Annotated in this window: 24 protein-coding genes, 1 tRNA gene and 1 pseudogene; 8 read left to right on the forward strand and 18 right to left on the reverse strand. The window is 67.4% G+C overall.

The genetic code is table 11. The features are described from left to right. Positions 1 to 5: 5 nt before the first annotated feature. The 4 genes from ACZ4TO_RS36785 to ACZ4TO_RS36800 form a co-directional block, all read right to left on the reverse strand. Positions 6 to 1,298, reverse strand: coding sequence for a homoserine dehydrogenase (locus ACZ4TO_RS36785; RefSeq protein ID WP_382787387.1), 1,293 nt, complete (start codon positions 1,296 to 1,298; stop codon positions 6 to 8). A 204-nt stretch (positions 1,299 to 1,502) separates the two neighbouring features. After that, positions 1,503 to 2,894 (reverse strand): diaminopimelate decarboxylase, encoded by a 1,392-nt coding sequence (gene lysA, locus ACZ4TO_RS36790; RefSeq protein ID WP_382787389.1) that lies wholly within the window; start codon positions 2,892 to 2,894, stop codon positions 1,503 to 1,505. A 22-nt stretch (positions 2,895 to 2,916) separates the two neighbouring features. Next, positions 2,917 to 3,903: an ArgS-related anticodon-binding protein NrtL gene (nrtL, locus tag ACZ4TO_RS36795; RefSeq protein WP_468026452.1), complete on the reverse strand. Its 987-nt coding sequence runs from the start codon at positions 3,901 to 3,903 to the stop codon at positions 2,917 to 2,919. A 641-nt stretch (positions 3,904 to 4,544) separates the two neighbouring features. Beyond that, positions 4,545 to 5,045 carry a response regulator gene (locus ACZ4TO_RS36800; RefSeq protein ID WP_468026544.1) on the reverse strand — a complete coding sequence of 167 codons (501 nt, stop codon included), beginning with the start codon at positions 5,043 to 5,045 and terminating at the stop codon, positions 4,545 to 4,547. Positions 5,046 to 5,243: 198 nt separating this feature from the next. Between ACZ4TO_RS36800 and ACZ4TO_RS36805 the strand changes: the two genes are divergently transcribed. After that, positions 5,244 to 5,315, forward strand: a tRNA-Arg gene (locus ACZ4TO_RS36805). Positions 5,316 to 5,620: 305 nt separating this feature from the next. After that, positions 5,621 to 6,253, forward strand: a complete 633-nt coding sequence (locus tag ACZ4TO_RS36810) for a hypothetical protein (RefSeq protein WP_468026453.1) — start codon at positions 5,621 to 5,623, stop codon at positions 6,251 to 6,253. 63 nt (positions 6,254 to 6,316) lie between these two features. Here the strand turns inward: ACZ4TO_RS36810 and ACZ4TO_RS36815 are convergent. The 10 genes and pseudogenes from ACZ4TO_RS36815 to ACZ4TO_RS36860 form a co-directional block, all read right to left on the reverse strand. Beyond that, positions 6,317 to 7,223 (reverse strand): annotated as a pseudogene (locus ACZ4TO_RS36815) (nuclease-related domain-containing protein). A 65-nt stretch (positions 7,224 to 7,288) separates the two neighbouring features. After that, positions 7,289 to 8,662, reverse strand: coding sequence for a tyrosine-type recombinase/integrase (locus tag ACZ4TO_RS36820; protein WP_468026454.1), 1,374 nt, complete (start codon positions 8,660 to 8,662; stop codon positions 7,289 to 7,291). Further along, entirely contained in the window at positions 8,659 to 8,829 is a 171-nt protein-coding gene (locus ACZ4TO_RS36825; protein WP_351127918.1) for a helix-turn-helix transcriptional regulator, read from the reverse strand. The genes ACZ4TO_RS36820 and ACZ4TO_RS36825 overlap by 4 nt, the downstream gene beginning before the upstream one ends. A gap of 20 nt (positions 8,830 to 8,849) precedes the next feature. After that, positions 8,850 to 10,139 carry a replication initiator gene (locus ACZ4TO_RS36830; protein WP_468026455.1) on the reverse strand — a complete coding sequence of 430 codons (1,290 nt, stop codon included), beginning with the start codon at positions 10,137 to 10,139 and terminating at the stop codon, positions 8,850 to 8,852. Between the two features lie 153 nt (positions 10,140 to 10,292). Continuing rightward, the gene (locus ACZ4TO_RS36835; RefSeq protein ID WP_468026545.1) at positions 10,293 to 10,586 is read right to left on the reverse strand and encodes a SpdD protein; all 294 of its coding nucleotides are present in this window, start codon (positions 10,584 to 10,586) and stop codon (positions 10,293 to 10,295) included. A gap of 16 nt (positions 10,587 to 10,602) precedes the next feature. Next, the gene (locus tag ACZ4TO_RS36840; RefSeq protein WP_387201553.1) at positions 10,603 to 10,797 is read right to left on the reverse strand and encodes a hypothetical protein; all 195 of its coding nucleotides are present in this window, start codon (positions 10,795 to 10,797) and stop codon (positions 10,603 to 10,605) included. A gap of 9 nt (positions 10,798 to 10,806) precedes the next feature. Further along, positions 10,807 to 10,998, reverse strand: a complete 192-nt coding sequence (locus ACZ4TO_RS36845) for a mobile element transfer protein (protein WP_468026546.1) — start codon at positions 10,996 to 10,998, stop codon at positions 10,807 to 10,809. 218 nt (positions 10,999 to 11,216) lie between these two features. Then, on the reverse strand, positions 11,217 to 11,921 hold the full coding sequence (locus ACZ4TO_RS36850; protein ID WP_468026456.1) for a DUF2637 domain-containing protein: 705 nt from the start codon (positions 11,919 to 11,921) through the stop codon (positions 11,217 to 11,219). 53 nt (positions 11,922 to 11,974) lie between these two features. Next, positions 11,975 to 13,336, reverse strand: a complete 1,362-nt coding sequence (locus ACZ4TO_RS36855) for an FtsK/SpoIIIE domain-containing protein (protein WP_468026547.1) — start codon at positions 13,334 to 13,336, stop codon at positions 11,975 to 11,977. 16 nt (positions 13,337 to 13,352) lie between these two features. Next, a complete protein-coding gene (locus ACZ4TO_RS36860) occupies positions 13,353 to 13,703 on the reverse strand; it encodes an SCO3933 family regulatory protein (protein ID WP_266616567.1) in 351 nt (116 codons plus the stop codon). A gap of 364 nt (positions 13,704 to 14,067) precedes the next feature. On the opposite strand from ACZ4TO_RS36860, the gene ACZ4TO_RS36865 reads away from it, so the two are divergent. Next, positions 14,068 to 14,298, forward strand: a complete 231-nt coding sequence (locus ACZ4TO_RS36865; protein WP_468026457.1) for a hypothetical protein — start codon at positions 14,068 to 14,070, stop codon at positions 14,296 to 14,298. A gap of 32 nt (positions 14,299 to 14,330) precedes the next feature. Here the strand turns inward: ACZ4TO_RS36865 and ACZ4TO_RS36870 are convergent, their stop codons facing one another. The 3 genes from ACZ4TO_RS36870 to ACZ4TO_RS36880 all read right to left on the reverse strand — a co-directional run bounded on the left by ACZ4TO_RS36870 (position 14,331) and on the right by ACZ4TO_RS36880 (position 16,639). Further along, complete coding sequence (locus ACZ4TO_RS36870) at positions 14,331 to 15,059, reverse strand: GntR family transcriptional regulator (RefSeq protein ID WP_468026458.1); 729 nt, start codon at positions 15,057 to 15,059, stop codon at positions 14,331 to 14,333. Between the two features lie 106 nt (positions 15,060 to 15,165). Then, positions 15,166 to 15,549, reverse strand: a complete 384-nt coding sequence (locus ACZ4TO_RS36875; RefSeq protein ID WP_468026459.1) for an ATP-binding protein — start codon at positions 15,547 to 15,549, stop codon at positions 15,166 to 15,168. A gap of 349 nt (positions 15,550 to 15,898) precedes the next feature. Further along, on the reverse strand, positions 15,899 to 16,639 hold the full coding sequence (locus ACZ4TO_RS36880; RefSeq protein WP_468026460.1) for a GntR family transcriptional regulator: 741 nt from the start codon (positions 16,637 to 16,639) through the stop codon (positions 15,899 to 15,901). 79 nt (positions 16,640 to 16,718) lie between these two features. Between ACZ4TO_RS36880 and ACZ4TO_RS36885 the strand changes: the two genes are divergently transcribed. The 4 genes from ACZ4TO_RS36885 (at position 16,719) to ACZ4TO_RS36900 (ending at position 24,277) form a co-directional block, all read left to right on the forward strand. Beyond that, on the forward strand, positions 16,719 to 17,807 hold the full coding sequence (locus tag ACZ4TO_RS36885; protein ID WP_468026461.1) for a DUF1152 domain-containing protein: 1,089 nt from the start codon (positions 16,719 to 16,721) through the stop codon (positions 17,805 to 17,807). Continuing rightward, the gene (locus ACZ4TO_RS36890; protein WP_468026462.1) at positions 17,792 to 18,589 is read left to right on the forward strand and encodes a hypothetical protein; all 798 of its coding nucleotides are present in this window, start codon (positions 17,792 to 17,794) and stop codon (positions 18,587 to 18,589) included. Before ACZ4TO_RS36885 ends, ACZ4TO_RS36890 begins: the two co-directional genes overlap by 16 nt. 557 nt (positions 18,590 to 19,146) lie before the next feature. Further along, positions 19,147 to 19,509, forward strand: a complete 363-nt coding sequence (locus ACZ4TO_RS36895; RefSeq protein ID WP_468026463.1) for a Pepco domain-containing protein — start codon at positions 19,147 to 19,149, stop codon at positions 19,507 to 19,509. A gap of 16 nt (positions 19,510 to 19,525) precedes the next feature. After that, on the forward strand, positions 19,526 to 24,277 hold the full coding sequence (locus ACZ4TO_RS36900; RefSeq protein ID WP_468026464.1) for a wHTH domain-containing protein: 4,752 nt from the start codon (positions 19,526 to 19,528) through the stop codon (positions 24,275 to 24,277). A gap of 98 nt (positions 24,278 to 24,375) precedes the next feature. Here the strand turns inward: ACZ4TO_RS36900 and ACZ4TO_RS36905 are convergent, their stop codons facing one another. Further along, the gene (locus ACZ4TO_RS36905) at positions 24,376 to 24,810 is read right to left on the reverse strand and encodes a DUF6228 family protein (protein WP_468026465.1); all 435 of its coding nucleotides are present in this window, start codon (positions 24,808 to 24,810) and stop codon (positions 24,376 to 24,378) included. Between the two features lie 83 nt (positions 24,811 to 24,893). Here ACZ4TO_RS36905 and ACZ4TO_RS36910 point away from each other — a divergent pair, with 83 nt between their 5' ends. Then, positions 24,894 to 25,709 carry an IS5 family transposase gene (locus tag ACZ4TO_RS36910; RefSeq protein WP_468026466.1) on the forward strand — a complete coding sequence of 272 codons (816 nt, stop codon included), beginning with the start codon at positions 24,894 to 24,896 and terminating at the stop codon, positions 25,707 to 25,709. Positions 25,710 to 26,012: the final 303 nt, after the last annotated feature.

Here is a 26,012-nt window from a genome sequence, read left to right on the forward strand (position 1 = left end):
GCTGGTTACTCTCCTTCAACCCGCATGATGCTGGAGACACCCCGCACGGTGTCGAGGCCGCGCAGCGCCTCGACCGTACCGGCGAGGGACGCGTCGGAAGCGCGATGGGTGACGACGACGAGGGAGGCCTCGCCGTCCTTCCCCGACTGACGCACGGTGTCGATGGACACCCCGTGCTCGGCGAACACGGTGGCGACCTGGGCGAGGACACCGGGCTTGTCGGCCACGTCGAGGCTGATGTGGTACCGCGTGACGACCTCGCCCATGGGCGAGACGGGGAGCTGCGCGTACGCGGAGTCGCCGGGGCCGGTCGCACCGCCGAGCCTGTTGCGGCAGACGGCCACCAGGTCGCCGAGGACGGCGGACGCGGTCGGGGCGCCGCCGGCGCCCGGCCCGTAGAACATGAGCTGGCCGGCGGCCTCCGACTCGACGAACACGGCGTTGTACGCGCCGCGCACGGAGGCGAGGGGGTGGGTCAGCGGAATCATCGCGGGGTGGACGCGCGCCGTCACCGAGCCCCCGTCGGCGGCCCGCTCGCAGATGGCGAGCAGCTTGATGGTGCAGCCCATCCCCTTCGCCGAGGCGAAGTCTGCGGCGGTGACCTCGGTCATGCCCTCGCGGTAGACGTCGTCGAGACGCACGCGCGTGTGGAAGGCGATCCCGGCGAGGATGGCGGCCTTGGCTGCGGCGTCGAACGCCTCGACGTCGGCGGTGGGGTCGGCCTCGGCGTACCCGAGCGCGGTGGCCTCGTCGAGGGCCTCCTGGTAGCCCGCCCCCGTGGAGTCCATCTTGTCGAGGATGAAGTTGGTGGTGCCGTTGACGATGCCCATCACCCGGTTGATCTTGTCGCCGGCGAGGGACTCGCGCAGCGGCCGGATCAGCGGGATGGCGCCGGCGACGGCGGCCTCGTAATAGAGGTCCTTGCCGTGCTCCTCGGCGGCCGCGTGCAGGGCCGCGCCGTCCTGGGCGAGCAGCGCCTTGTTCGCGGAGACGACGGAGGCGCCGTGCTCGAACGCGGTGGTGATCAGCGTACGGGCGGGCTCGATGCCGCCGATGACCTCGACGACCACGTCGATGTCCCCGCGTTTGACCAGGGCGGTGGCGTCGGTGGTGACCAGGTCGGGGTCGATGCCCTCGCGGACCTTGGAGGGCCTGCGGACGGCGACACCGGCGAGCTCGACGGGGGCGCCGATCCTGGCCGTGAGGTCGTCGGCGTGCGTCGTCATGATGCGCGCCACCTCTGAGCCGACAACCCCGCAGCCCAGCAGCGCCACCTTCAGCGGACGCGTACGCATCATCCGACCTCGTTTCCTCATACCGTCTTCGGTTGGACCAGTCTCACCCAGGGGACGGGAGTTTCTACCCTTCGTCCGGATCGTGAGACGTCCATTTCATTTTTCTGGTAGGTGACGACAGGAGATCTTCCGCCCCGGTCCGCACCCGCCGGATCCGGTCCATCCGATCACCTGACGTCACCCCTTGTCACTCGATGTCGGGTGACGTCACCCGACATCGAGACGCAGGAGGTCCTCCTCCGTCTCCCGGCGCACGATCACCCGCGCCGCTCCGTCCTTCACGGCGACGACCGGCGGGCGCAGGGCGTGGTTGTAGTTGCTGGCCATGGACCGGCAGTACGCGCCGGTGGCCGGCACCGCGATCAGGTCGCCCGGCGCGAGGTCGGCCGGCAGGAACGCGTCCTTGACCACGATGTCCCCGCTCTCGCAGTGCTTGCCCACGACGCGCGCGAGCATCGGCTCGGCGTCGGAGGTGCGCGAGACGAGGGCGACGCTGTACTCGGCGTCGTACAGCGCGGTCCGGATGTTGTCGGACATGCCGCCGTCGACCGAGACGTAGGTGCGCAGCCCGTCGAGCGGCTTGATCGTGCCGACCTCGTACAGCGTGAAGGCGGTCGGTCCGACGATGGCGCGCCCCGGCTCCACGGAGATCCGCGGCGTGCGCAGCTTCGCCGCCTCGCACTCGCGCGTGACGATCTCGCTGAGCGCCTTGGCGATCTCGTGCGGCTCGCGCGGGTCGTCGTCGCTGGTGTACGCGATGCCGAGACCGCCGCCGAGGTCGATCTCGGGCAGCTCGACGCCGTGCTCGTCGCGCACGGCGGCCAGCAGCGCGACGACACGCCGGGCGGCGACCTCGAAGCCCGCCATGTCGAAGATCTGCGAGCCGATGTGCGAGTGGATCCCGACGACCTCGAGCGCGTCGAGCGCGAGCGCCCTGCGTACGGCCTCGGCGGCCTGCCCGTCGGCGAGCGCGATCCCGAACTTCTGGTCCTCGTGCGCGGTCGCGATGAACTCGTGCGTGTGCGCCTCGACGCCCACCGTCACCCGGATCTGCACCCGCTGCCGCTTGCCCAGGGACTGCGCGATGTGCGCGACCCGCACGATCTCCTGGAAGGAGTCGAGCACGATCCGCCCGACGCCGGCCTCGACGGCGGTACGGATCTCGTGGGTGGACTTGTTGTTGCCGTGGAACGCGATGCGGTCGGCGGGCATCCCGGCCGACAGGGCGGTCGCCAGCTCACCCCCGGAACACACGTCCAGGTTCAGCCCCTCCTCGTGCAGCCACCGTACGACGGCACGCGAGAGGAAGGCCTTGCCCGCGTAGAAGACGTCGGCGTCGTGCCCGAACGCGGTGCGCCAGGCGCGCGCCCGCTCCCGGAAGTCGCTCTCGTCGAGGAAGTACGCGGGAGTGCCGAACTCCTCGGCCAGCGCGGTGACTTCGAGACCACCGACGCGGACGACACCGTCCTCTCCGCGGCTCACGGTGTGCGACCACACCTTGGGGTCGAGGGCGTTGAGGTCGGCGGGCGGGGCGCTGTAGTGGCCCTCGGTGAGGACGTCGGCGTGACGGGGCCCGGCGGGGTGTGCGGAACGACTCATGTCTGCGGTGCTCTCTACTTCGTCAAAGGTGTTCGGGTGCGCTGATGCCGAGCAGGGACAGGCCACCGGCCAGCACCGCCCCGGCGGCTTCGGCGAGCGCGAGCCGGGCACGGTGGGCGGCCGAGGGTTTCTCGTCGCCGAGCGGGAGCACGGCGTGCTGGAAGCCGAGGAAGGCGTCGGCGGTCACGACGAGATGCCGCGCCAGCCGGTCGGGCGCCCGATGCCGCGCGGCGAGACGCAGGGCATGCGGATACTCGGCCAGCGCCTCGAGGAGATCGCCTTCGCCGGGGACGGGGGTGAGGTCGGTGCCCCTGGAGTCACCGCTGAAGCCGAGGGTGGCGGCGTTGCGGTGGAGCGCCCGGGTGCGGGCGTGGGCGTACCGGACGCGGAAGAGAGGGTTGCTCTCGCGCTGGAGGAGGTGATCGGCGCTGATCCGGGGCCGGTCGTGCGGCGCGGGGTGGAGCAGCGCCCAGCGGGCGGCGTCGTGACCGAGGGGGGCGGGGTCCTCGGGCGCGGGCACGGGCCGGAGGTTCACGGGCTCGGCGTGCAGGACCTCGGCACGTCCGCCCTGGGTGGCGACGATCCGTACGAGGGTGTCGGCGACGATCTCGGCCCGGGTGTCGTAGGGCACGCGCAGCTCGACGACCTGCCCGGTCAGGGAGTCGCCGTGCCCGTAGCGCGGGCCCTGCTCCAGCACGGCCTCCACCAGCTCGGCGAAGGCGCCACCCGCGAGGGTGATGTTGAGGAACCCGGGTCCGGTGACGGTCACGTCGGCGACACCGGGTTCACGCGCGATGTACGTCCGCAGGGTCTCGGCGACCTCGAGCGCCGGCCGCCGGGCCGGCCCGGCCAGCCGCAGCGCGACATTGCTCGCGTAGTCCCCGCACCCCCCGGGCCCCGGCGGCGCGACGACCACGCCCTCGGGCAGGGAGACACCCCCCAGCTCCCCCACGTCGACAGCACGACGCACCGCGCGCAGCACGGTACGGGAGAGCTCGACGGGAGTCACGGGACAAGCCTAGGGGAGGAGGGGGGTGGGAAAGCGAGCCGGTTTGGGGGATGGTCCGGGATGTGGACCGGGGGTGGCTCCGCCGGGGGGCCAGGAGTCGGGGGGACCGGGTGCCGGGGGGGGGAGGACCGGGTGCCGGGTGGAGTGGGGCGGGGTGGAGTGGGGTGGGATGCGGTGCCGGGTGCCCGGTGCTCGGGGCGGGCGGGGTGCGGCTGAGCTCGCGGGGGTGCGGGACGGAACGGGCCGGGCCGGGGGCCGAGCGGGAATGGGATCCGTGAACGGTGCCGTGTTGGACGCTCGACGGACGGCGGACGGCGGAGCCTGCGCGCAGGGATGGACGCACGCGTGGGTCACGCGACGGGGCGGGACTTGTGCTGGTACTGGTCTGGTGGTGGTGCTGGTGACTACGACGCGCCACGCGCCACGCGTCCCGGTGATCGGGACCGGGGCGGGGATTCAGAACCGGACGGGAACGGCACAGCCTCCGAGCCCGACGCCCGAAACCCGGACCGGCATCGGAACTGGGGCCGGAACCGCCACGGTCCCCTCGCCCGACGAGCAGGACCGACCCTTCCGATCCCCTACGACTCCGAACCTCTACGACTACGAACCCCTACGACTGCGAACCCCTACGACACGAGTCAGTGACCGGCACGCCCGGACGGCTCGGCCTGCTCGACAGCGCCACCCGCGCCCCCACCGGGGCCGGAACCCGAGTCACGCCCCTCGATCAACTGCCTGACAAGGCTGACGAGTTCGGACGGCTCGAAGGGCTTGGCGAGAAAGGCGTCGACGCCGACGTCGAGGCCAGTCTCGACCTCGTACTGCGTACAGGCGCTGACGATGGCGAGGGGAAGGTTCCGGGTCCGGGGGTCGGCACGCAGCCGAGCGGCGGTACGCAGACCGTCGAGCCGGGGCATCACGACGTCGAGGGTGACCACATCGGGCCGAACCTGATGGACGACGTCCAGACATTCGGCACCGTCAGCGGCGGTCACGACCTCGAGACCCTCCAGCTCGAGGTTGACCCTGATCAGTTGCCGGATGACCTTGTTGTCGTCCACAACAAGCACCCGACCGGACACGCCTGGCACAACTCGAGAGTAGGTCCGCACCCACCACCGCGTCCGGCTTTTCCCCACTTCCACCCCGACCGACCCCACCCCTCGAGCCGCCCCCCGCCCCACCACCTCGCCCGCCTCCCACCCCTACTCCCCCACTCGCCCCTCCCCTCTCCCTCCCGCCCCCGCAACACCACCCACCCCCGACAAAAAGACGTGGCGATCACCCCTGAAAGAGCTGGTAGGGTTCTACCCGTCGCCGCACAAAGCGCCCGACACGCCCCCGTAGCTCAGGGGATAGAGCAACGGCCTCCGGAGCCGTGTGCGCAGGTTCGAATCCTGCCGGGGGCACCCCTTATGAGGTGCCCAAAGACCCCGTCACCAGCGGAAACGCTGAGGCCGGGGTCTTCGCGTATGTGCAGGTAGATGCAGCCCGAGGCGGCTCTATGTCGGGGTCTGTGGACAAGGCGTGGACGGGATCTTGAAGCATTCCCGCAGGTGACGCGCCGCATAGAAGCCAAGCGGCTGCGCCGCTCGTTATCGTCGTCCTGGTATTGGATGGCTGCGGGGGCGGGAAGCCTGAGCGCTGCTCGGTGCTGCCGCGCCGTCTTCGACCGCCGCCGGCGGACAGACGATCGGACGAGGTGGGGGATCTCGTGGACGTGACCACGCTTGTAGTCGCGCTTATCGGCGTAGGCGGAACGCTGGGTGGAACTTTGGGTGGGGCACTGCTCAGCCAGCGCGTCACCCAGGAACAAAACCAGCGTGCCGATCGCGAACGAGCTGAGGACCGCCACGACCGAGCGCAGGAAGCCAGACGGGATCTCTACGCCCGCCTGAACACCACGGCTCGCGCTTACCGGATCGCTGCACAAGACGCAGTCCTAGCGGCCGAGCGCGGCGAAATCATCGAACCAGCATCCCTCGATGCTGCGAAGGAAGCCTGGTCAGAGCAATACTCCTTGGCGCAAATGGCTCTACCGAAGGACGTCCACCAGGTCGCCTCGTCCCTCAACAGGGCACTCGGGGTCGGGTACACCGTTGTGAAGCAGTTGCCGAACAGCACTGACCCCGGCAGGTCATACAGCCGGGCCAAAGATTGGTTCAGCCGCGCCTTGTCCGACGGGGTATATCTACTGCGGGTCACCCTGCGCCATGATCTCGGCGTCGAGGTCGACCCCGGCTTCCAGCACACACGTGCGCGGATGCTCGATGCCCTCAGGGCAGAACGCAGGAGTCTCGAGCGGCTACTAGCCTCCGAACAGGCTCAGGCCACAAGGCCTGCTTGACAAGCCTGGTAGCCGACGAGGCTCCCGGGCATCACGCCGCAGACCTCGAAAACGAGCAAAGGGCTATGTCACCTGAACCTGATTCCAAGCCTGGCGATGGCGAGCAACGCCGTACACCTGCTCGACCTGCTCGGCCGTCAGCACCCCTGAAAGCGGCGCCAGTGCCGACACCTCGCGCTCCCGGTACACGCGCACGCTGAGCTGTGTGGCGGCCACCTTCAAATCGGTCACGCCGACGAAGACGAGCACCGGTTCCACCGGTACAGGAAAGCCGCAATAGTGCTCAAGTACCCGCGCTACTCGCTTGGCCTCCGCCCGGCTCTTGCGCGCGTAAGGCGCCGGCTTTCCATGATCGACCTTCACCGAGTCGTCACCGACCCATACAGCTCGTTTGTGGGTGGTGCTTCGTATTGATGCTGAACACGCCACCGGGCCCGATCAGCAAGTGATCCACATCCACCCTGTCGGCCAAGAGAATGGAATGCAGGACTCGCCAGCCGTGCCGCTCCAGGCGGTTCAGCTCGGCTCCCACCCGCTGCTCCCCCGCCAAGCCCTTCCGCCAGGAGTCCCACTCAGCGGGGCGCCGCAGGATTTGTAAGACGACTCGCTTGATCAGGCCTGGCCCAGATTTGTCGCGCAGAGACTCACCGGGACGGTTGGCGGACAGGTCGTCGGCCGCCGTCAGTGGCGGCAGCAGCGCGGGCGCCCCAGCCTTGGGTGTCCTGGGCGTCTTCTGCGGCGGAACCGGTTCGGGGTTGTTCCGTAAGTGATCTGTCAGCACGGCGATCACGTCGTCGCGATACTCGGCGACCAGGACCGTGATGTCCCCCGTCTTCACATCCGCCCAGCCGACCGCCGTGCCATCAGGCAGGTTCGCGTACAGGCGATCATGTCCGTACCGCTTCCAGCGCGTCACCTTCAGCTCCACGAGTCCCCCCTCGTCCGCTCTCGGTTCGAAGCGTCGCAGCAGGTAGGGCTCAAGACGAGAGAGGCCCCGGACAAGTTGCCCGGGGCCTCGATGGGATGCAGCGTGTCTCACTCGTATTCGCGGAGCAGATCCTCGATACGCCGGTTGGCGACGTCCTGCCGTCCGTCGAGGCACTTCGCGTAGCGGGTCAACAGGACCTCGACGCTGTTACCGGCGCGCTCGGCCACCTCGGTCGGGTCGACCCCCGCGTTGAGCCACGTCGACAGCGCCGAGTGCCGCAAGTCGTACGGACGGCTCGCGAGCGGCGAGGAGGCCACAGCTGGCGGGAGCGCAAGGAGACGGGCCTCCTGCCACACCCGGTAGTAGGTCGAGGACGGAACGACCGAACCCTTCTCGCTGAAGAAGAGCCGTCCGTCGTCCGCCGTGCCGAAAGAGGCCAGGTGCTCGCGGAGAGCGCAAACCAGGTGGGGCGGGATCGGCACCCGCCTGACGTCCTCAACCGGCCGGTTCTTCAGACCGCGGTCGTCGTGGGTCCCCCCCGAATCGGTCCACCGCTTGCCGACCGACGGACGAGTCCGGTGAAGCAGCGCCGATCCCCACCCCTGTTCGGGCAGGTTCAGGTCCGTCTCAACGAGGCCGACCGCTTCAGCCGGCCGGAGACCGCCGAAGTACATCGAGGCGAAGAGACCCACCAGACGCCGACCACGGGCCCGCCGGTATCCGCCCACGTAGGAAACGGCCGCCAGGAGATTCCGAGCCTGCTCAGGGTTCGCGACAATGCGAGGGTCGACCTGGTTGGAGACCTTCGGTTTCTGCCAGCGGACGGCCGTAATCGGGTTCTCGCGCAGCTCCCCTAGGTCGACTGCATAGTTGGCAGCGTTGACGAGAGTCCGCCGCTTACGCCGCACGGTTTCGGCTGCCGCAGCCGTACCGTCGAGCTTGAGTTTCAGCGAGTCCAGCACCGCACGGGCCGTAGCCGGTTCAGCGAGATCGGCCAGCGGTCGCGATGCCTTCGACACCCAGTGAAGGACGTTCCGCACGTCGTCCGGGACGAATCGATCATCGGGCCCCGGCAGGACGAAGGCCCAGTTGCGGAGCGCCTTACGGATGGCCTGATCGGACGGCCGTCCAGCCCGCTCGTCCAAGAGCTCCACAGTCACGCTGGTGAGCGATTCATTGATGCCGTCGCGCGTATTGGGAGCGGCATGGGGCCACTTCATGGCGAGGTACCGAAGAGCGAAGTCGTACCAGGACACAGCCGACTTCTGCGGTTCCATCGAGTCCGGAAGCCCGGATGCCTTGTCGAACTCCTCGCCGTCACGCATCGCGCGCATCAGCTTCGAACGGTAGTGATCGGCAAGCGCCTTGGTTCGGAAGGAATCGGAGAAGACGTTGCCCGCCACGGACCACCGAACGCCGTACGAGGGCGTCTTCGTATCGCGCTTTCGAACGGCCCAGACCTTCACGTCGAGAGACTTCACGCCGCGGCCTCCAGCTCTCGCAGCCACGTGGAGAAGTCGCTCCGCCACACCCGGAGCTCCCCGTTGGGCAGCTTGAATGCAGCCGGCCCATGCCCCAGCTCACGCCAGCGGTAGAACGTCCGGCGAGAGACCCCACCCAGCTCCTCCAGGACCTGGCGCACGGTCATCAGCTCGTCGCGCTGTGGGCTCACGTCGGTTCTCCTTCCGTACCGAGAGCGGGTTCGAGGGAGGCAGCGAGCCAGGCTTCAACGGCGGACAGACCGATTCCGGCGAAGACCCAGTGCGAAAGAACGAGAGTCGTATCTGGCTCGCCCTCGGTGGTCTCGGCCACTTGGGCACGGCGCCACTCGGCGCGAGCGTCACGGAGGGCGCCGAGGGTGGTCGAGTAGCGGCGGGACTTGGTGGAGAAGTGACCGCGGAAGCCGAGCATGTGGGCCCAGGCCCGAAGCCGAAGCTCGCCTAACTCCTTGCGTGCTCCAAGAGTCCAGGCCATTCGGATCATCCGGCGCGCATGGTCGCTGACGTCGAGTTGGGCGAGTTCGGCAAGGAACTTCAGCGGGCGGTCGAGAGCTCCCGTGGCAGTCTCGGCGCCCTTGGTGGCGTACTTGGCGATGTACGAGGCGACAGCCCGCTCGGTCAGCTCTTGGCCGCCGTCGAAGTCGGCGGAGCGAATCGCACGTACGTCGATCTGCTTGCCGAAGGCGAACGCGTGCGAGCGTCCATCGATGACGGGGCCATCGATACGGGAGTGAGCAGCAGCGGCGCCAATCGCGTCGGTGAGCAGCTCGGCGGTTGCCCAGGCCGGAGGCGGGGTGTCGCCGCCCTCGGGACCATCGATGCGGATCACGGCGTGGAAGTGGACGGCACCGCGCTTCTGGTACTCGGCGACCTTGGCGAAGGAGACCCGGGCGAAGTCAGCGAAGTCCCTCTGAGTGAGGCCGGCCCGCTTGGCTATCTCTCGGCGGAGGTAGATGGAGAAGCGCCGCCAGAGCATCCCAGCGTGCGCGTTCCAGAGGACGGCAGCTTCGTAGTCGTACGTCGCTGGGTCCAGGGGCGTGCCGAGCAGTTCGGCGTCGGTCTCATGGAGGAGTCCACAGCGGCAGGCTCGGACGGCACCGCGTCGGTCTGTGGGTCGGTTGTGGACGGGGCCGAAGCCGGGGGCGGTGAAGGTGGCGAACACCTTCGGGTGGCGGGTGACGGTGTCGGGAGTGCCTTTGCCGCCCCGCAGTCCGGCGGTGATCAGGTGGAAGGTGTCTCGGCGGTAGGTCTCCGCGCAGGCCTGGCAACGGGTCTGTCGGCGATTGTTGCAGCGTACGAGGAGGTTGCCTGCCGGGAGTGAGGCCGAGTCGAGGCGGTGGAGAACGCGGCCGATCTCGCCGGTACGTGTGTCGACTGCGTGCTCGACACGGTGGCCGTCCAAGCGCACAGGCTGTGTACAACCGCCGATGCCTCGGAGCTGTTTGACGAGGGTGGGCATACCGCCCAGGGAGACGAGCGCGCCCAGTTCTTTGACCGGGGGCGGAACGCGTCCGGTAGTAATGGGAACTGTCCTTTCGGTTTCGGTCGGAAGGTCCGCGCCTGCCGGGGCGGCGGGATGCTTGGCGGTATCGAGACCGCCCCGGCAGGCGGGTCAGCGCTTGTGAGCGCTGTTGAGCAGGGAGCGCAGCACCAGGGCCGCGATGGAGACGGAGACAGCCGTGATGGCGACCGTGGCCAGGAGCGCGGTCAGCACGACGCCGACGACGAGGACCGCGGCAACGGCGCTCACCCCGCGGCTGATGAGGGGCGCGACCGGACGGCCGGCGGACATCATCGACGCGTGAGCACAGGAGCAGGTCACCGGGGTGTGGTGGTGCTCGGTGGGGCGAGCCGGCGTCTGTGTGATCGGTACCGGAGCGGCGTCGGGCATCTTCGGGCGGAGCAGCATGGAGTTTCTCCCTTCAGCGATGGGTGCCGTCGACGACGCCGACCCCGGAGCGCGTGCCGGACTCGATGGCCGGGGCGAGGAAGGTCTGAGAGAGCAGAAAGCCGAACAGGGCGATCACGACGGCCACCCACATCCGGACGCCGAGGAACTTGATCGCGGCCCAGGCGATGACACCGAGGACGAAGACGAGAGGCAGGCTGAGGGTCACGGCGGTCTCCTAGCGGCTCGAGCAGCGGTGGGTACGGGCCGCCAGCTCGGCGGCGGCGCGGCTGTCGTAGTCGGTCGAGAATCCGCAGCGAGGTGCCGTGCAGGCGGCAGCGTGCTTCTCGCGGCCCCGGCCGTCGTAGTACGTGGCGACCTGGACGGGGCCGATGCGGACGACCCGGCGGAAGCGAGGGTTGGCGGGCATCAGGGGAGCTCCTTCGGTCTCGCGGTTCTCGCCGACGAAGTCGGCGACGTGGTCGAGCAGCCACCGTCGGATCTCCGCGCCCTCGGTGTCGTCGGCGACGAGGATCACGGGTTCGGCGATGAGCAGTGCTTCGGTGAGGCGGTTCTGACGGGTCAGCTCGGCGGCCCGGTTGAGGGCGCGGAGCGTGGACGGGCGCATGGGCGGAAGGTCTCCTGGGGTCAGGTGAGTTGGGCGGCGATGGCTTCGGCGAGCGGGCCCGGCACACCGAGGCGGGCTCGCAGGGTGTCGGTGTCGATGGGCGCGCCGGTTCGGGTTCGGTGCTCGGCGGCCACCTTTCGGGCGTGGTCGAGGAGCGCGGTCGGGAGCCGACCTGTCGGTGGAACGGCAAGCGCGGGACGCGAAGCAGGGGCAGCGGGCCGGGACACAGGCGCGGACGCAGGGAGTGATCCCTGTTGCGCCGCCTCGTTCGTCGGCTCGTCGTTCTGTTCACGCGGGTCCGGGGCTGGATCGGCGGGTCCGTGCGCAAGCAGCGTTCCGCCGAGGAAGGCGACCGCCGGCCAACCGGCCACGACGATGCGGAGCGAGGCAGGAACGTGGTGGAGGTCCAGGAGCCCGGCCGTCGCGATGTTGGCGCCGAGACTGGCGGTGAGCGCGACCAGGAACCAGCACCACCCGGCCGCTTTGGACTCCCCCGACCTCAGCCGCCTCCAGGCCGCCACCAACAGCAGATCGACGCTGATCGGGTAGGCCCACGCCTTCCAGCCGTCCTGTCCCGCCGCGACGGCCAGATCATGAAGGTGGGCGAAGGACAGCGCGGCAGCGATCACCGCTTGAACCAGTACGGCGTCCACGCGGACCGGAAGGGCACGCGGTGCGGAGCGCTCGGCCACGCTGATCACGTCCTCTCGTTCGGTTTCGGGCATGGCGGGGGTAGGACTTGGCGCGAGGCGGTCGCGCCGGCCGGTGGGTTGGTGGGTCAGCCGGTCGCCGGGTGCGGCTTGGTCACACTGGTCGGGATGTCCGCGGGCAAAGCCGGGACGTGCGGCCGGAACGGCTTCAGGGCCGGTACGTCGGGGGCGAGTTCGGCAGTCTCGCGGCAGAGGGCCGCAGCGTCGCCGAGGGACAGGTACGGGGTGCGCATGCGTCCCCAGCCGCCGGACGTATCGCCGGACACGGCCAGGCCCGGACGTTCAGCGGGAATGGTGGCAGCGACGCCCACCGCTTCGGGGGCGATGTCGCCAAGGGCCATCTTGGCCGAGGCCTCGTCGTTGACGCGGTGGCAGACGCGTCCGGTGAGTTGAGCGCGAAGCATGGTCGCGCCCTTACCCAGCTCCGCACCGAAACGCTGGCCGCAGATCTCCAGGTAGATACCCGCGGCCCGCCCGAGCTGGGCAAGTCGGATCAGCTGGGTCACCATCTCGTCGCGCCGTTCCTCGTCCTTGCGACTTGCCACGAGGAAGAGTTCGGCCACCTCGTCGACGAACAACACGATGGGCGGCGGCCGTTCGTCGTCCGGCAGGCCCCACACGTCAGAGGTGATCTCCTCGTCGGGCGTGCCGGACGCGATGCCCTGGCGTGCCTTGATCAGGTCGTAGCGGTCCTCCATTTCCCTGACGAGGACGGGCAGCAGCTCGGCGGCTTCATCGGAGTCGGTGGCCAACGCCGACAGCCGCGGAGCGAAGGGCGCCAGCTCGACGCCTCGCTTGCAGTCGATGCCGACCAGGGCGACCGGTTGACCGGCCAGCCGTGTCAGCAGATTGCGGAGGAACATCGACTTCCCCGACAGGGTGGCGCCGAGGACGAGTTCGTGAGGAACGGCCCGATAGTCGCGGACGAACACGGTCGCGTCCTCCCGCAGAGCCACCGGTACGGCGAGGAGGTCGTGCCTTGCGCTGCGAGGCATCTTCACCTTGCGCAGCACGTCGAAGCCAACCAACCGCAGCTCGACCATGCCCGGCTTGATCTCACGGACGTGGACCGCGTGAACGCCCCAGGCGTGCCGCAGCCGCTCACACGAGGCGGCCACGTCCGCCGGCTCCTGGCCGGGGGCGAGCCGAAGCCGGACCCGCAGCCCCGTGGAGGTGGGACGAATCAGCCCTCGGCGCGGAGGTACCGGCCGAACCTCACGGCGGGTGGTGGCCCGCACCGCCAGGGCCCGCAGACGAGACGGCTGGACCGTCAGCCCGCACGCATCCATGGTCGAGCTGTACGAGCCGACCAGCCGGGCCACCGATGAGGGCAGCCCGACCGTGGCCCAGTAGACCGCCGGATGCGCCTTCCGGGCGTAGACCGCCCCGCCCAATAAGGCGAGGGGGCCACCCAGCTCGGCCATGGTCATCAGCTCGGACACGAGATCAGTTCTCCTGTCCGACGGGGAAAGCACCCGGCACGACAGCGGCCGCCCGGTAGGCGATGCCGTGGCGGGCCTGCCCGCTGAAGACGCTCTCCCACGGACGAGCGACGAGGCCGGGTAGGGAGACCGGGGCGCCGACGGCCAGGCCGTCCGTGATTCCGCTCTCCGGGACGGTCACCGCGATGAGCGACGACTCCCCCTCGTCGATGTAGACGACGCCGACCTTCATCAGCGCCTCCCCACTGACCGCGTCCTTGGCGATCTCGCCCGTCTGCCGGTCCTTGACCTTCGGCTCAGGGGCTTCGGTCAGCAGGATCGTCGCGGACGAGGTCTCAACTCGGATTGCACGCACAGAACTTCTCCTTCGTAGACACCCGCCAGACAACCTGACAGGTTGACTTAGCAAGTTTGAAGTTAAGGAAGCCAGGTTGACTTGTCAAGCCACTGGAGGGCTCAGCGACGGCGCAGACGCGATCACGAGCGCACGATGAGAACAGCGCCTCCCGGAAGGACATGCGATGAGCGAAGCCCCCGACAACCAGAACCCGCAGGCTCAACCACCGCAGGCTTGGGGCCCACGACCAGCCGCTACGCCACCACCTCAATCGCGCCAGTGGGGCGAACCTCCGCAGGCTCCTCCTGAGAACCGGCCACCCACGAGACCGCCGGCGCCTCCCAAGAAGCGCCACCGAGTCTTCTTCTGGTTCTTCCTCGCGGTGCAGATCCTCTTCCTGGTGTGGGTCATCGCAGGCGCCGCCAGCGGAAACGGGCCAGATGAATCCTGCTCAGGCCTGACCGGCGACAGCCTGAAAGCCTGCCAGGACGCCGGCGACGTGGGCACCACGATCGGGGTCGGCCTGATCGTCGCTTTCTGGGTGGCCACGGACTTCATCCTGGCCCTCACCTACGCGATCTATCGGTTCGCCACCAGGCAGCAGCGAGCGTAGGGCCGACAACGCCGAGGCCCCCATGATCAGGGTCAGCCGAGGCGATAGGTCTCTTCGAGTTCTTGCCGGTCAGCCGGCAGCAAGACATCCGTGACCTGCAAGGCCTGCCCCGACGCGTCGCATGCAAGAACAAGCACGGACAGAACCGGTTCCCCTTCAGGCATTTCGAGGAGATCCGCTTCCTCCTTGCTCGGGATACGCGCCGAAACTCGCTCCGTTACGTGGTCGAATCGGACCTTCTTGCGCGCTTCCAGATGCGCACGCAGCCCCTCGCCGAGCAGAGCCGAGTCGGCGAGCTCAGTACCCTCCGCCATGTCGACAGAGAAGTAGGAAGAGGAGAGCTCAACCGGTTCTCCATCCGCTTCGATCAGCAGCCGTCGAAGGAGAACCTGCGCCTTCCCGGGCACCCCCAAAAGCGCCGCGACTCGGGGCGGAACAGGCACCTGACGGACTTCGATGAGGCGCCCCGGGGCCTGGCCCTCCTGGCGGTCGAGCACATCCCGGCCGCGTTGGACTCTCTGCCCAGTCGTTTCCGGCCGCCCGCGGACGATGGTGCCGAACCCCTGGCGGGATTCCAGCCAGCCATCCCGCTTCAGCAGCTCCAGCGCGCGGACGACAGTGGGCCGGGACATTCCGAAGGCTTGGACCAGCTGATTTTCACTCGGGACCCGGCTCCCCGGAGGATACGTGCCGTCCTCGATACGCCCCTGGAGCGTCTGCGCCAGCCGCACATACTTGGGTGCAGCCACCTCGTACGCCATAGCCCCGCCTAGTGAGAATCCGCCAAGTCAACCTGTCAACCAGCCTACTCACGTGAGTGGGTACTGAACAGCCGCGGACACGCAGGCGCCACAGGTCGGGGTCGACTCACGGCTTCCACGCTTCGTCGATCTGGAACCACACGACGGTTCCACCGAAGCGGCTGGGGCCGGCGGCCCAAGAGTCCGCCAGCGCGTTCACCAGGCAGAGCCCGCGGCCATGCGCGTCATTGGCCCTGGGGTTACGGAGCCGGACGTCCGCCGGGAAGCCCGGGTTGTGGACGTCGACCCGCAGGGACTCCCCCAGGCGCGACCACTCGACCCGGACCCGCCAGGGTTCTTCGGCCTCCCCGTAGAGGATCGCGTTAGTCACCAGCTCGGAGAGCATCAGTACGCAGTCGTCGATCGGGCAGGCCAGGTTGTACCGGGCGGTGAACTTCCGGAACCATCGCCTGGCCCGAGCCACGGACTCGGGCACCGGATAGAGGGTCATACCCCCGATCGGCTTCGGTCCGGCAACCGCGGCTTCGGACTCTTCACTCGCATCCGCCATGAGCGCCACTACTCCCTACCGGTGCCGTCACAGTCGAGACAGCGCCGCTTGGACGTGGCACGGACGCGAGCATCCGCAGCGGAGAGTGCCAGGGAGGAGCGGGAACCAACGTGCTTCCACCCTCGCCCCCGGCATCCACGGCAGACCACTTCCGGCGAGACCTGCCGTAACTCTCCGCGCTCCTGACTCACGCCGTGCCCCCTTCCGACCAAGTGGCCTTAGCCACTTAATGGATAGTGGCATTAGCCACTCGAAGCCACAAGCGGTTCGCAGAGAGAAGGCCGACTTTCTAGCTGATCGGGTAGCCCTGCTCGAACGCCCAACGCCCAGGCGGGTACGTGGCCTCGGCGAACTCAAGAGGTCGATCCTGCATGTCGTACACCACGTGATGGACAATCAGGACAGCCGCACCGGGCTCAAGTTCGAGATCAGCAGCCTCGTCCTCGGTCGCCAGCCGGGCGCACATCCGGTCTTCGGCATAGCTGCCCTGGCGACCCGTGACGCTCTCGACGTACATGAGCGTCCCCTCCTGGATCCGGTCAGGATCACAGAGCTTGGGCGCCCGCTCGCCGACATCGGTACCGAACCACGAGGTGGAGATGGTGATGGGGCCCGACTCGTTCTTGGTGACGCGGCGACGGTGAACGGCCCGGCTTCCAGCCGCCAGACTCAGCGCCTCGGCCACGTAGTCGGGAGCCTCCAGCCAGCCGGCGGAGGTGATTACCGCGTACTCCCCCGGCGTGTAGATCTTGCCGGTCTGCTTGGCGCGGCCGTAGAGCTCCCGAGCACGCCGATTGACCGCAAGGCCCCGCACGTAAGTACCCGACCCCTGACGCTTCTCCACCAGGCCTTGATGACTCAGGGCCTCCAGCGACCGAGCCGCCGTCGGGCGGGAAACGCTCCAGTCTGCCGCCAGTTGACGCTCCGACGGGACCTCGTCGCCAGGCCTCAAGTCGCCTCGCAGGATCTGATCGCGGATGTGGTGCGCGATCTGGAGGTACTTGGGCTGGGTCTCTTCGATCTGTGGCATCGGAGTCCCTCCCTAAGTGGCTACGACCAGTAGCCACTATAGGGTGAGTGGCCAGCAGGCGAACCCGTACGCTGCAAGGGTGACCCGCTTGATCGTGGCAGCAGGAGGAGGGGGCGACGCAGTCGCCGCCGCAATGCTCGACGCAGCCCTCTACGGGGGTGACGACAGTCCGGCGATGATCCTCACCTACGCCTGGGACCGCCTCCTGATCGACCCCGTACCAGGCCCCCGAGGCCCGGAGAACTTCACGGGCCTACGCCCCCTCACGCAAAGCGTCTGGACCGTCCCGGCCGACGCGAAACCCATCGCCCCCGCTGGCTCGACGCTCCCCCGCCTGGCAGCCGAACTCCCTCACGCCTTCGCCCTGATCGACCCCACACACGGAGCCGAAGGCATCACACGCCAGCTCGAAGAGCTCATCGAGCACCTGGCCCCCGAGTCCATCGACCTCCTGGACGTGGGCGGCGACATCCTCGCCAAGGGCGACGAACCCACCCTGCGCAGCCCGCTCGGCGACGCCCTCACGCTGGCCGCGTGCTGCCAAGTCAACGCACCTGTGCGGCTCCTGGTCGCCGGTCCTGGCTTGGACGGAGAGCTCCCAGCTGGGCTTCTTGCCGGCCGAATGGGCCCGCCAACGCTGACGCTCACGGCTGAGCACGTCGAACCGATCAGCTCGGTCCTGGAGTGGCACCCGTCCGAGGCGACGGCAATGTTGGCGGCCACAGCCCGTGGGGTACGCGGTCTCTGCGAAGTCAGAGACGCCGGCCTGCCAGTCCCGCTCACCGATAATGGTCCCGCCATCCACGAAGCGGACCTGGACGACGTCCTCAACCGCAACGAGCTCGCACGCGCCATCCTCGCAACGGAGACCCTTGCCGAGGTGGAGCAGTACAGCCGCGAGGTCTGCGGGTACTCGGAGATCGACTACGAGCGCAACAAGGCCAGTTGGCTCGGCAACCAGCCGGAACAGAAGCTCGAGCCGGAAGCCGCCCTCCACCAGCTCGACCAGTTCGAGGCCCAGGCCCGCGACCGCGGCATCACGCACACGACGTTCCGCAGGATCACCGAAGCCCTCGGCCTCAACGGCAAACAGCGCCAGGACCTCCGGGCCCTACTGCTCAGCAGCCGTCCAGACCAGTACGAAGCCCCGCTGTGGCGCATCACGTGAGAGACGATCACAGACTTCCAGCTGCCGTCGACCTGCCCGATCCCCGATCAACACTCACCCGAACCAACTGGGCCGCACTCCAGCATGCTTACGGGCCGGCCACAGATGCACCCGAGATCCTGACCTCGCTACTGGATGCAGACCAGGGTGTGAGAACCAAGGCGCTGGACAACCTGTTCGGCATCCTGCACCACCAGAGCACGATCTATGAGGCGACGGTACCCACGGCTCAGTACGTAGCCGCAATCCTGCCCGATCCTCGAACAAGGCTTTCGGTCGACAAGACCCACCGATCCTTCCCCGGATGCATACGCGCCGATCTGCTGGCTTGGCTCGGATCAGTCGCCGACTCGGTGACCGACGCGGTTGATGAGGTAGGCCAACGACTCGGGTTCCCTCTCGACGATCACCCGCCTGCCGTAGCCATGCGTGAGATACGACCCCTGCTGCTGTCGGCTGTTCTCCCCTACGTCGACGACAGCGACCGCGCCGTGCGCGAAGGGGCGATCGCAGCATGCATCCCGCTCCTCGACGACGTTCGGTTGCTGCACCACCGAGCAGCACTGGTGCCCCTGGTCCGCCAGGTGCTCGGAACCAGCGAGCTCTGGCAGCACCGCGAGCGGGCCATCGATGCTCTCGACGCATGGGGCGAAACCTCCGCAGGGCTTGAGGGCCAGCGGAATCCCTTCCTGTTCTGCGACACGGACCTATCACCAGACAGCACCCCATGGCCTTCAACCGCGAGCAACACCGAAGGATGGACCGAAGCTCCACCGTTCTGACACGACCGGTCCATGATCACCAGGCTCTGCCAGCTGTTGAGTAACAACCTTCTTTACGGGTTCAAGGCGGCTCGCTCCGCTCCCCGCGCGGCCCGGCCCCCGGCCGGGCCTGCGCTCCTGTCTCCGCCCCGCTCCAGCCCGGCCGGCGCCCGTGCCGCGCGCACGTAATCAGCCGCCTGATGCCAGAGAAGGGGTATGTCGTGGCTGGGGCGGTCGGCTCCACGGCTTTACGGAGCCACTTTGGCGCGAGCCTCGAAGATCATGGCCCCAACGTCGTGCTTTACCGGGCAGGTCCACAGACTGCCCGACGCGCCGGAAGCTTACGGGGCCATGATCACTCGCGCCAAAGCAGCGCCACCCCAAAGCCGCTCCACCGACCTGAGTTGACATCGACAGGTCTCGATGGCTAACAGACCGTCGGACGCCAGCGTTTTCACCGGATGCTGAGCAACCTCCCGACCTCAACTTTCAGTTGATTACCTGCTAGTAGTCCATCGGAGAGGGCTCTGGGGCCCCTATGATGTGGCGGTTTCTACACGTGCGAATGAGGGGGAGCCATGTTCGAGACGGCCAAAGCTGCAGGCGATGAACAGGATGCCGTCGTGGACGGGCTCGACGTTCTGGTGTCCATCGACGACGCTGAAGGGCGCGCCGACTCAGGAGACATGGGTATATTCAGGCGCCGGAGCGAGGACGCCTCGGTCCGGAGAATCCCCACCGCCGTCCTGCGCGAGAACCTCCAAGACGCAGTGCGAGCCTTGCAGCAGGTACTCACGGACCTCAGGGTGCCCGACGGCGGGATGCCGTTGCAGCAGGCGCAGGTCTCATTCGAGATCACCGCGACCGGAGGTATCACCATTGTGGGAACTACGGCCCAAGTGGGCGCCAAAGGGGCGATCACACTGACTTTCGGCTCCTGATCAGCCGGAGAACACGATGAACCCCTCGTGCCGCGCCCTGCTGATCGGGGTACCGACGTACCGCGACCCCAATATCGACGACCTAACCTTCGTCACGGATGACATGGCCGAGCTGGCGGAGGCGCTCTCCGCCGTCGGGTACGAGGTACATATCCACGACGTCGAAGAGACCGACCGGGAGAGCATCGACTACGCCGTTGAGACGTTCTTCCAAGGCGCCGCTCCGGACGAGACGCTGCTCCTCTACCTCAGCGGCCACGGGATCCACCACGGCGGCAAGGACTATCTCGTTCCCAAGGGTGCGCGCACGGCCTCCCACGATTTCCGCGGCAAGTGCCTCTCGCTCGACTTCAGCGGCTACGTCGAGCGCAGCAAAGCTGGTGACGTGGTCGTGTTCGTGGATGCCTGCCGTGAGGGTATCGATCTCAGGGAGATGTCGGTAGGAAACGCCGTCGGCTGGTCCGATATGCGAGTCGCCCGCGTCGGCGAGCGCCACTACTGCCACGTATACGCCTGTTCGCCCGGTGAGCGCGCCCGCTACACCCGTGCGGGAAAAAGCACCTTTAGTATCTTCTCTCGCGCCCTCAGCACCGTCATAGCGGACGAGGCAGGCCCCAGCACGCTGCGCGAACTCAAGGAACAGCTGCAGAGCACGGTGGACGCACTGACTGCCGAACACAAGCTGTTTCGTCAGCAGATCAGGGTTCGCACCGAGACGGAGACTGACGACTTCATCGTCTTTAGGCGGCCTGACCAGACCGCAAACGGGACCGCAGGTGATCATTCCTGGACAGCAGCGGCCCTCAACCACCCGGCATGGAAGCAGATCGGCGACGTCCCTGGCGCCGAGGCCATGCGCGCTGCCACCGTGGCCCTCGTCGCCGAGATCGCTCCGCAGGCCGTCCGGGACGAGGCCCTTCTAAGCGAAGACCCCTGGCGGCCCGTCGACTTCGCCGAGCGGATGACCGCCGGGGTGGGCTGGCTATTGTCGAAGGTTCTCAACCCGGAGAAACTGGCTCTGTCTCCGGCCGAGGCCGCCCTACTGGTCGCCGTGCCCTACCTCTACGTAACGTGTGCGAACCGCGCTGCGGTACAGGCGCTGGACGCTCAACCCACGAACCTCGACCACATGCCCTGTCCAAGCCCCGCACGGGCGAACTACGAGCAGTTCTTCAACAGCCGACAGCGGCTGGTGCGCCGAGCCGTGCTCGCGGCTCAATCGCCCGTCGAGGACGATCGTGCGGCCGACATCGCCTGGTGGCTGTTCCGCCGCTGGCTGGCCAGAAAGCCCGGGGGAGCCCAGGAGAGAATCCTGGACAGCCTGCTCGGCCCCGTGGAGAGACTACTGGTGGACATTCCGGACGAGGCCGACCGCAAGTTGGTCACTGAACTGTTCGAGCTGAACACCTTGCCGATGTTGCTGCGCTCTCTGCGCGCCTCGTTCGATTCGACCGCCATCCGACCAAAACGCCAGCTGGCAGGCGGTGCCGAGGCGGAGCAGCACATCCGGGAGCAACTACTGGTTGTCCTGCTTACGGTAGCGCACCACTTGGCCATCGATCCGGTCCTGCTGTCGGACGTCGTCGTGGAGCACCTTGGCATCAGCTACTCCGTAGACATAGAGCAACTCCACCGGACCATTCAGACGGCCCGCTGGGACCAGCACGGCCGTACCCGCGTCCTCAACGCTGCCTGTCACCATCCGGCGATAGGCCTGGCTCTGCGGCAGCAGGCGGCCGCCCTGGACGCCCTGTTCGGCGCGGTCGATGTCCAAGCCGGCAGTGAACCCCAGCTGGAGCCATTGCAGGATCTACCAGCGCACGCCACTGCCGACCAGGTGCGGCCGGCCGTCGATGCCGGAGGGGAGCCCGCGTACGAGTCGACGGACCTGCGTTTCCGTCTCGCCGACGACCGCATCCAACAACTGCTCATGGGCGAGCAGTTGTACGGAGATCCATCCCTGGCCATCCGGGAGCTTTACCAAAACGCCCTGGACGCCTGCCGCTACCGGGGAGCACGCACGCAATACCTGCGGCTGCGGCACCCCGACCTCGCGCCTTGGTCGGGGCGCATCACATTCAAGCAGGACGTAGACGAGCACGGCCGGGCCTACATTGAGTGCACCGACAACGGCATTGGCATGGGGGAACGTGAACTTCGTGAAGTCTTCTCACACGCCGGTATGAGCTTCGCCGACCTCCCCGAGTATCTCGATGAGCGAGCTGAGTGGCGTGAGGCGAATATCGAACTGCACCCCAATAGCCGATTTGGCATCGGCGTACTCAGTTACTTCATGATCGCCGATGACGTCTCGGTGACCACATGCCGCTTGGACCGCGAAGGTCACCCGGGACAGCGCCTGCGGGTAGACATCGCCGGACCGGGGTCCCTCTTCTACATTCGGGACCTTGGACGGGGGTTCGAGGCGGGCACCACTGTACGTTTGTATCTCCGCCCATCCGCCAAACTGCCCTCTTGCACTGATCTGTTGCGGCGATTGCTGTGGATCTCCGAGTATTCGGTAGTTGCACAGGACGCAGAGACCCGCTTCGAGTGGGAGCCAGACATGTTGTCGCCCGTGGCGCCGCTAGGCGCCACTGATCCACATCAACCGGGTGCGGTGCGCGCAACCGACATCGTGGTCCATGCCACGACCCGTCAGGATGTGTGGTGGACGACTACCCTTGGCGGCGTCCTCGCGGATGGAGTGTGGATCGGCGTTCCGCTGTTCGGAGCAGTGGTCAACCTCACCGGTACGCATGTGCCGCAGCTGACCGTCGACCGCAGGAGCACGCTCTCCTACGACAAGGTTCATGTCATGCAGCGGCTGTGCGAGGAGATCCCGGCGCTACTGCGAGAGGGAGCCGAGGTCTTCGGCCACGATTGGCTGTCGGCACTGGTGGCCTACCACCCGGCGCTGGCGGACGAGATAGCGGAGGCCGCGGTGGCCTGTCGGTACACCCCCTGGGTGGTGGGCGGGCAGGAGTTGGACATCGCCTCGTCAGGTTGCTTCTCGATGGACACACAGATTTTGGGTGGGGATGCTTGGTTGGGCGTGGTCCCCGGGAGGCTCCCGGGACCACTCGTCACATGGCGAGTCAAGGTCTGGGTAGCGGCCGGAGCGTTTCCTGGTGTGACGCTCACAGATCCCGAGTCAGTGCCACGCGCACGACCCACGGACATCGGTCTGTTCGTCGAATCGGGATTCGACGAGGGCCCGGGGAGCATGTTCAGCTCGGAGAGGCGCTACCCGGACGACTGGCATGATGACGACCTTCCAGTGAACCTGGGGCACGTGCTGAAGTTCTCATACATGGTGCAGTGCAGTCCGCAAGAGGTGGCAAACAGGCTCGTGCAGCTCGGCTTACGGCTTGAGGATGGTGTGGTCCTTCCCGAGACCGTCGTGGCTGACGACCTGCTCATTCTCAGTCGTGATCTCGATCGGGAACCGCCGTGGCTGGATGTAACCGATCCGGTCCCGTTGGGACATGTGCTCGCGGTAGCTGAGCGGACAAAGCGTCGTCCCGCGGAGGTGATCGCCAGGCTCACAGAACTTGGGCTGCGGCTCGTCGAAGGAGCGGTGTTGCCCGAGGCCGTCGAACCGGGGGATGTGGACGTCCTCTTCAGAAGAAATCGCCCAGGGCAACGCGTGTGGCTGGATGTAACCGATCCGGTCCCGTTGGGAGATGTGCTCGCGGTAGCTGAGCGGACAAAGCGTCGTCCCGCGGAGGTGATCGCCAGGCTCACAGAACTTGGGCTGCACCTGCATGGCGAAGCCGTGCCGCCAGCGGTCGCGGAGCCAGACGACCTGCTCATCTTGAAGCAAGGCCTCGACCCGAACAGGCCGTGGTGGGATATCAGGACGCCGGTGCCGTCGGCGCACGTTCTCCTGGCCGCCCACGTGGTGGGGCGGTCTCCTGAGGATGTGGCGGCCAGGCTGGTGCAGCTCGGCCTGCGCCTACATGAGGGGGCTGCGCCGCCCGCCGCCTTGGAACCTAGAGATCTCGTCTTGCTCAACGCGGGCACCGAGCATCAGAGAGAATGGTTGAACTTCGCGAGACCGGTTCCGTTGGGGCATGTACTGGCGGTGGCCGAGCAAACAAAACTTCGTCCCGCGGAGGTAGCGGTCAGGCTTGAGGAACTCGGGCTGCGCCTTCCAGAAGCCGCTGTGCTGCCTGAGATCGTTGAGTTCGACGATCTCCTCATACTCAGCAGAAGGCACAAAAGGAATGGTCCCTGGCTGGATGTGGCCTACCCGGTTCCGTTGGGGCATGTAGTTGCGGTGGCCGCGCGAATCAAGCGGCGTCCCGCGGAGGTAGTGGCCAGACTTGCGGAGTTCGGCCTGCGTCTTGCGGAGGGGGTGGTGCTGCCCGAGACAGTCGAACCGGATGATCCTGCCATTCTCAGCGTCGATCTCGATCGGGTACACCCATGGCTAGACGAGACGACACCAGTGCTGCTGAGCCATGTGTTGCGCGCGGCTGACCGATTGGGGCGTCGCCCTGGTGAAGTGGCAGCCCGACTCGTGGCATTTGGTTTGCGGGTTGCAGACGGACCGCCCCAGCCTGAGAAATTCGGACTTGAGGATCTCCGGATGTTCAGTGACCGCGAAGGGATGAACGAATGGGTAGACAAGAAGGTGCCGGTCGAGCTGTGCCATGTCTTCCAGAGTTCCGTTTTCAGCGGAAGCCCTTTGCCGGAAGTCGCGCGTCGTTTCCGCGAACTCGGATTCGCTTTGACCGACGACGTGATCTACACCCACGACTAGCAGCGTGCCGTTACGCCGCATAATTTCACCCACTGATGAGTTTTTTCTGGAATCGGTACAGAACCCAGGCTAAGAGGCTGTCTCACGTGGTGCTCCAGCTACTCGACCGTGCTCGTGAGGAACGTGTGGATCTCGGCGGCGAGGTTTCGCATCTCCTCGCCGGCCATGTGCACGGTGGTGGTCTCGAAGTGCCACTCCTCGGACGGAGGCCGGTCGTGGATGCCCCACGTGAGGTGGACGTAGCCGCCGGGCCGGTGTTCCGCCGAGATTGTCAGGTCGTGTTCCAGGGAGCGCCAGGTGCGCGCCCCTTCCCAGCCGCGGAAGTCCTCGGCCAGCGTCGAGAGGAATGTGTCGATGCCGTCGCCGTCCCACGTCCGCACCAGGGTCTCGACGCTCACCCATTGCCCGCGAGCTTTCAGAAGGAAGTCGAGTGTGGGATCACCCCCGAACGGTCTTGTCGGCTCGGAGAAGAGCAGGTGGACCGCTCGCGGTCCGGGGTCTCCCACGCGTACCACTGCGCCATCTTCGATCATTCGAGCAGGTTAGAAGTCGTGAGAGTCGCTGACCAACTGCTATCCCCGCAACGCAGTGGCCACTTGGGGCATGATCGTCCGCCATGGCTGTAGATCTTGCGCGGGACCTGGTCCCCTATGGGCTGTGGAAGATTGCCGCGCCGCTGATACCGCCGTTCCGGCCCAGACGGCAGGGTGGCGGGACGGTGCCGGTGGCGGATCGAAAGGTGTTCACCGCAGTGGTGTACGTGCTGACCAGCGGTTGCGCCTGGCGCTACCTGCCGCCGGCGTTCGGCACTTCGCCCGCCACCGCGCATCGCCGGTTCACGGCGTGGACCAAGGCCGGTCTGTGGCGTCGGCTGCACCGGGCCGTCCTGGACGAACTCGGTGCCAGGGGCGAACTGGACTGGGCCTCAGCGATCATCGACGCCGCGTCCGTCCGCGCGAAAGGGGGCCCGCTGACTGGACCGAACCCGGTCGATCGTGGCAAGAAGGGCAGCAAACTGCATGTGCTGTCCGAAGCCCAGGGCATCCCGCCGGCCGTCGCAGTCTCCGGCGCGAACGTGCACGACAGCCAGGCGTTCAAGCCGCTGCTCCTGGGCATTCCCTCCATACGCTCCCGGCGCGGGCCACGACGACGGCGATCGGTCAAGGTTCGTGCCGACAAGGCGTACTTCTCCGCCGAACACCTCGCCTGGCTCCGCTCACGAGGACTCATCCCGCGCATCGCACGCCCGGGCATCGAGTCCGGCGAGAGACTCGGCCGGCACCGCTGGAAGATCGAGCGGTCCATCGCCTGGTTCTTCGGCTACCGCCGGCTCACCATCCGATACGAGCGGAAAGGCTCCCACTTCCTCGCTTTCCTCGGCCTGGCCGCCGCCCTGACCTGCTACAAGAAGCTCGCGAAACTCGCCACGTGAGACACCTTCTAACTGCTCGGGGAACGCGACGATCAAGGACACCGGCCGCAAGCAGAGCGGTAAGGGCCCCAGCGAGGCCGTCAGCACCAGGGTCAGGCTCCAGCTGGTCGGAATTTCTCGATCAGCGCCCAGAACGCGTCCTCGCCCATGCCGGCCATCATGGCACTCGGATCCGACAGCGGGAGGCTGCCGGCTGTCGCGAAGGGCGCACCACAAGCGCACCAGATTGGGCGGGGAACAGCGGGGAATCACGGTGAAGGCAGCCGAGCCCGACGCGGCAGCGCCCCGCCCGTTCGTGCAGGT

Source organism: Streptomyces sp. NPDC028298, assembly GCF_055565895.1.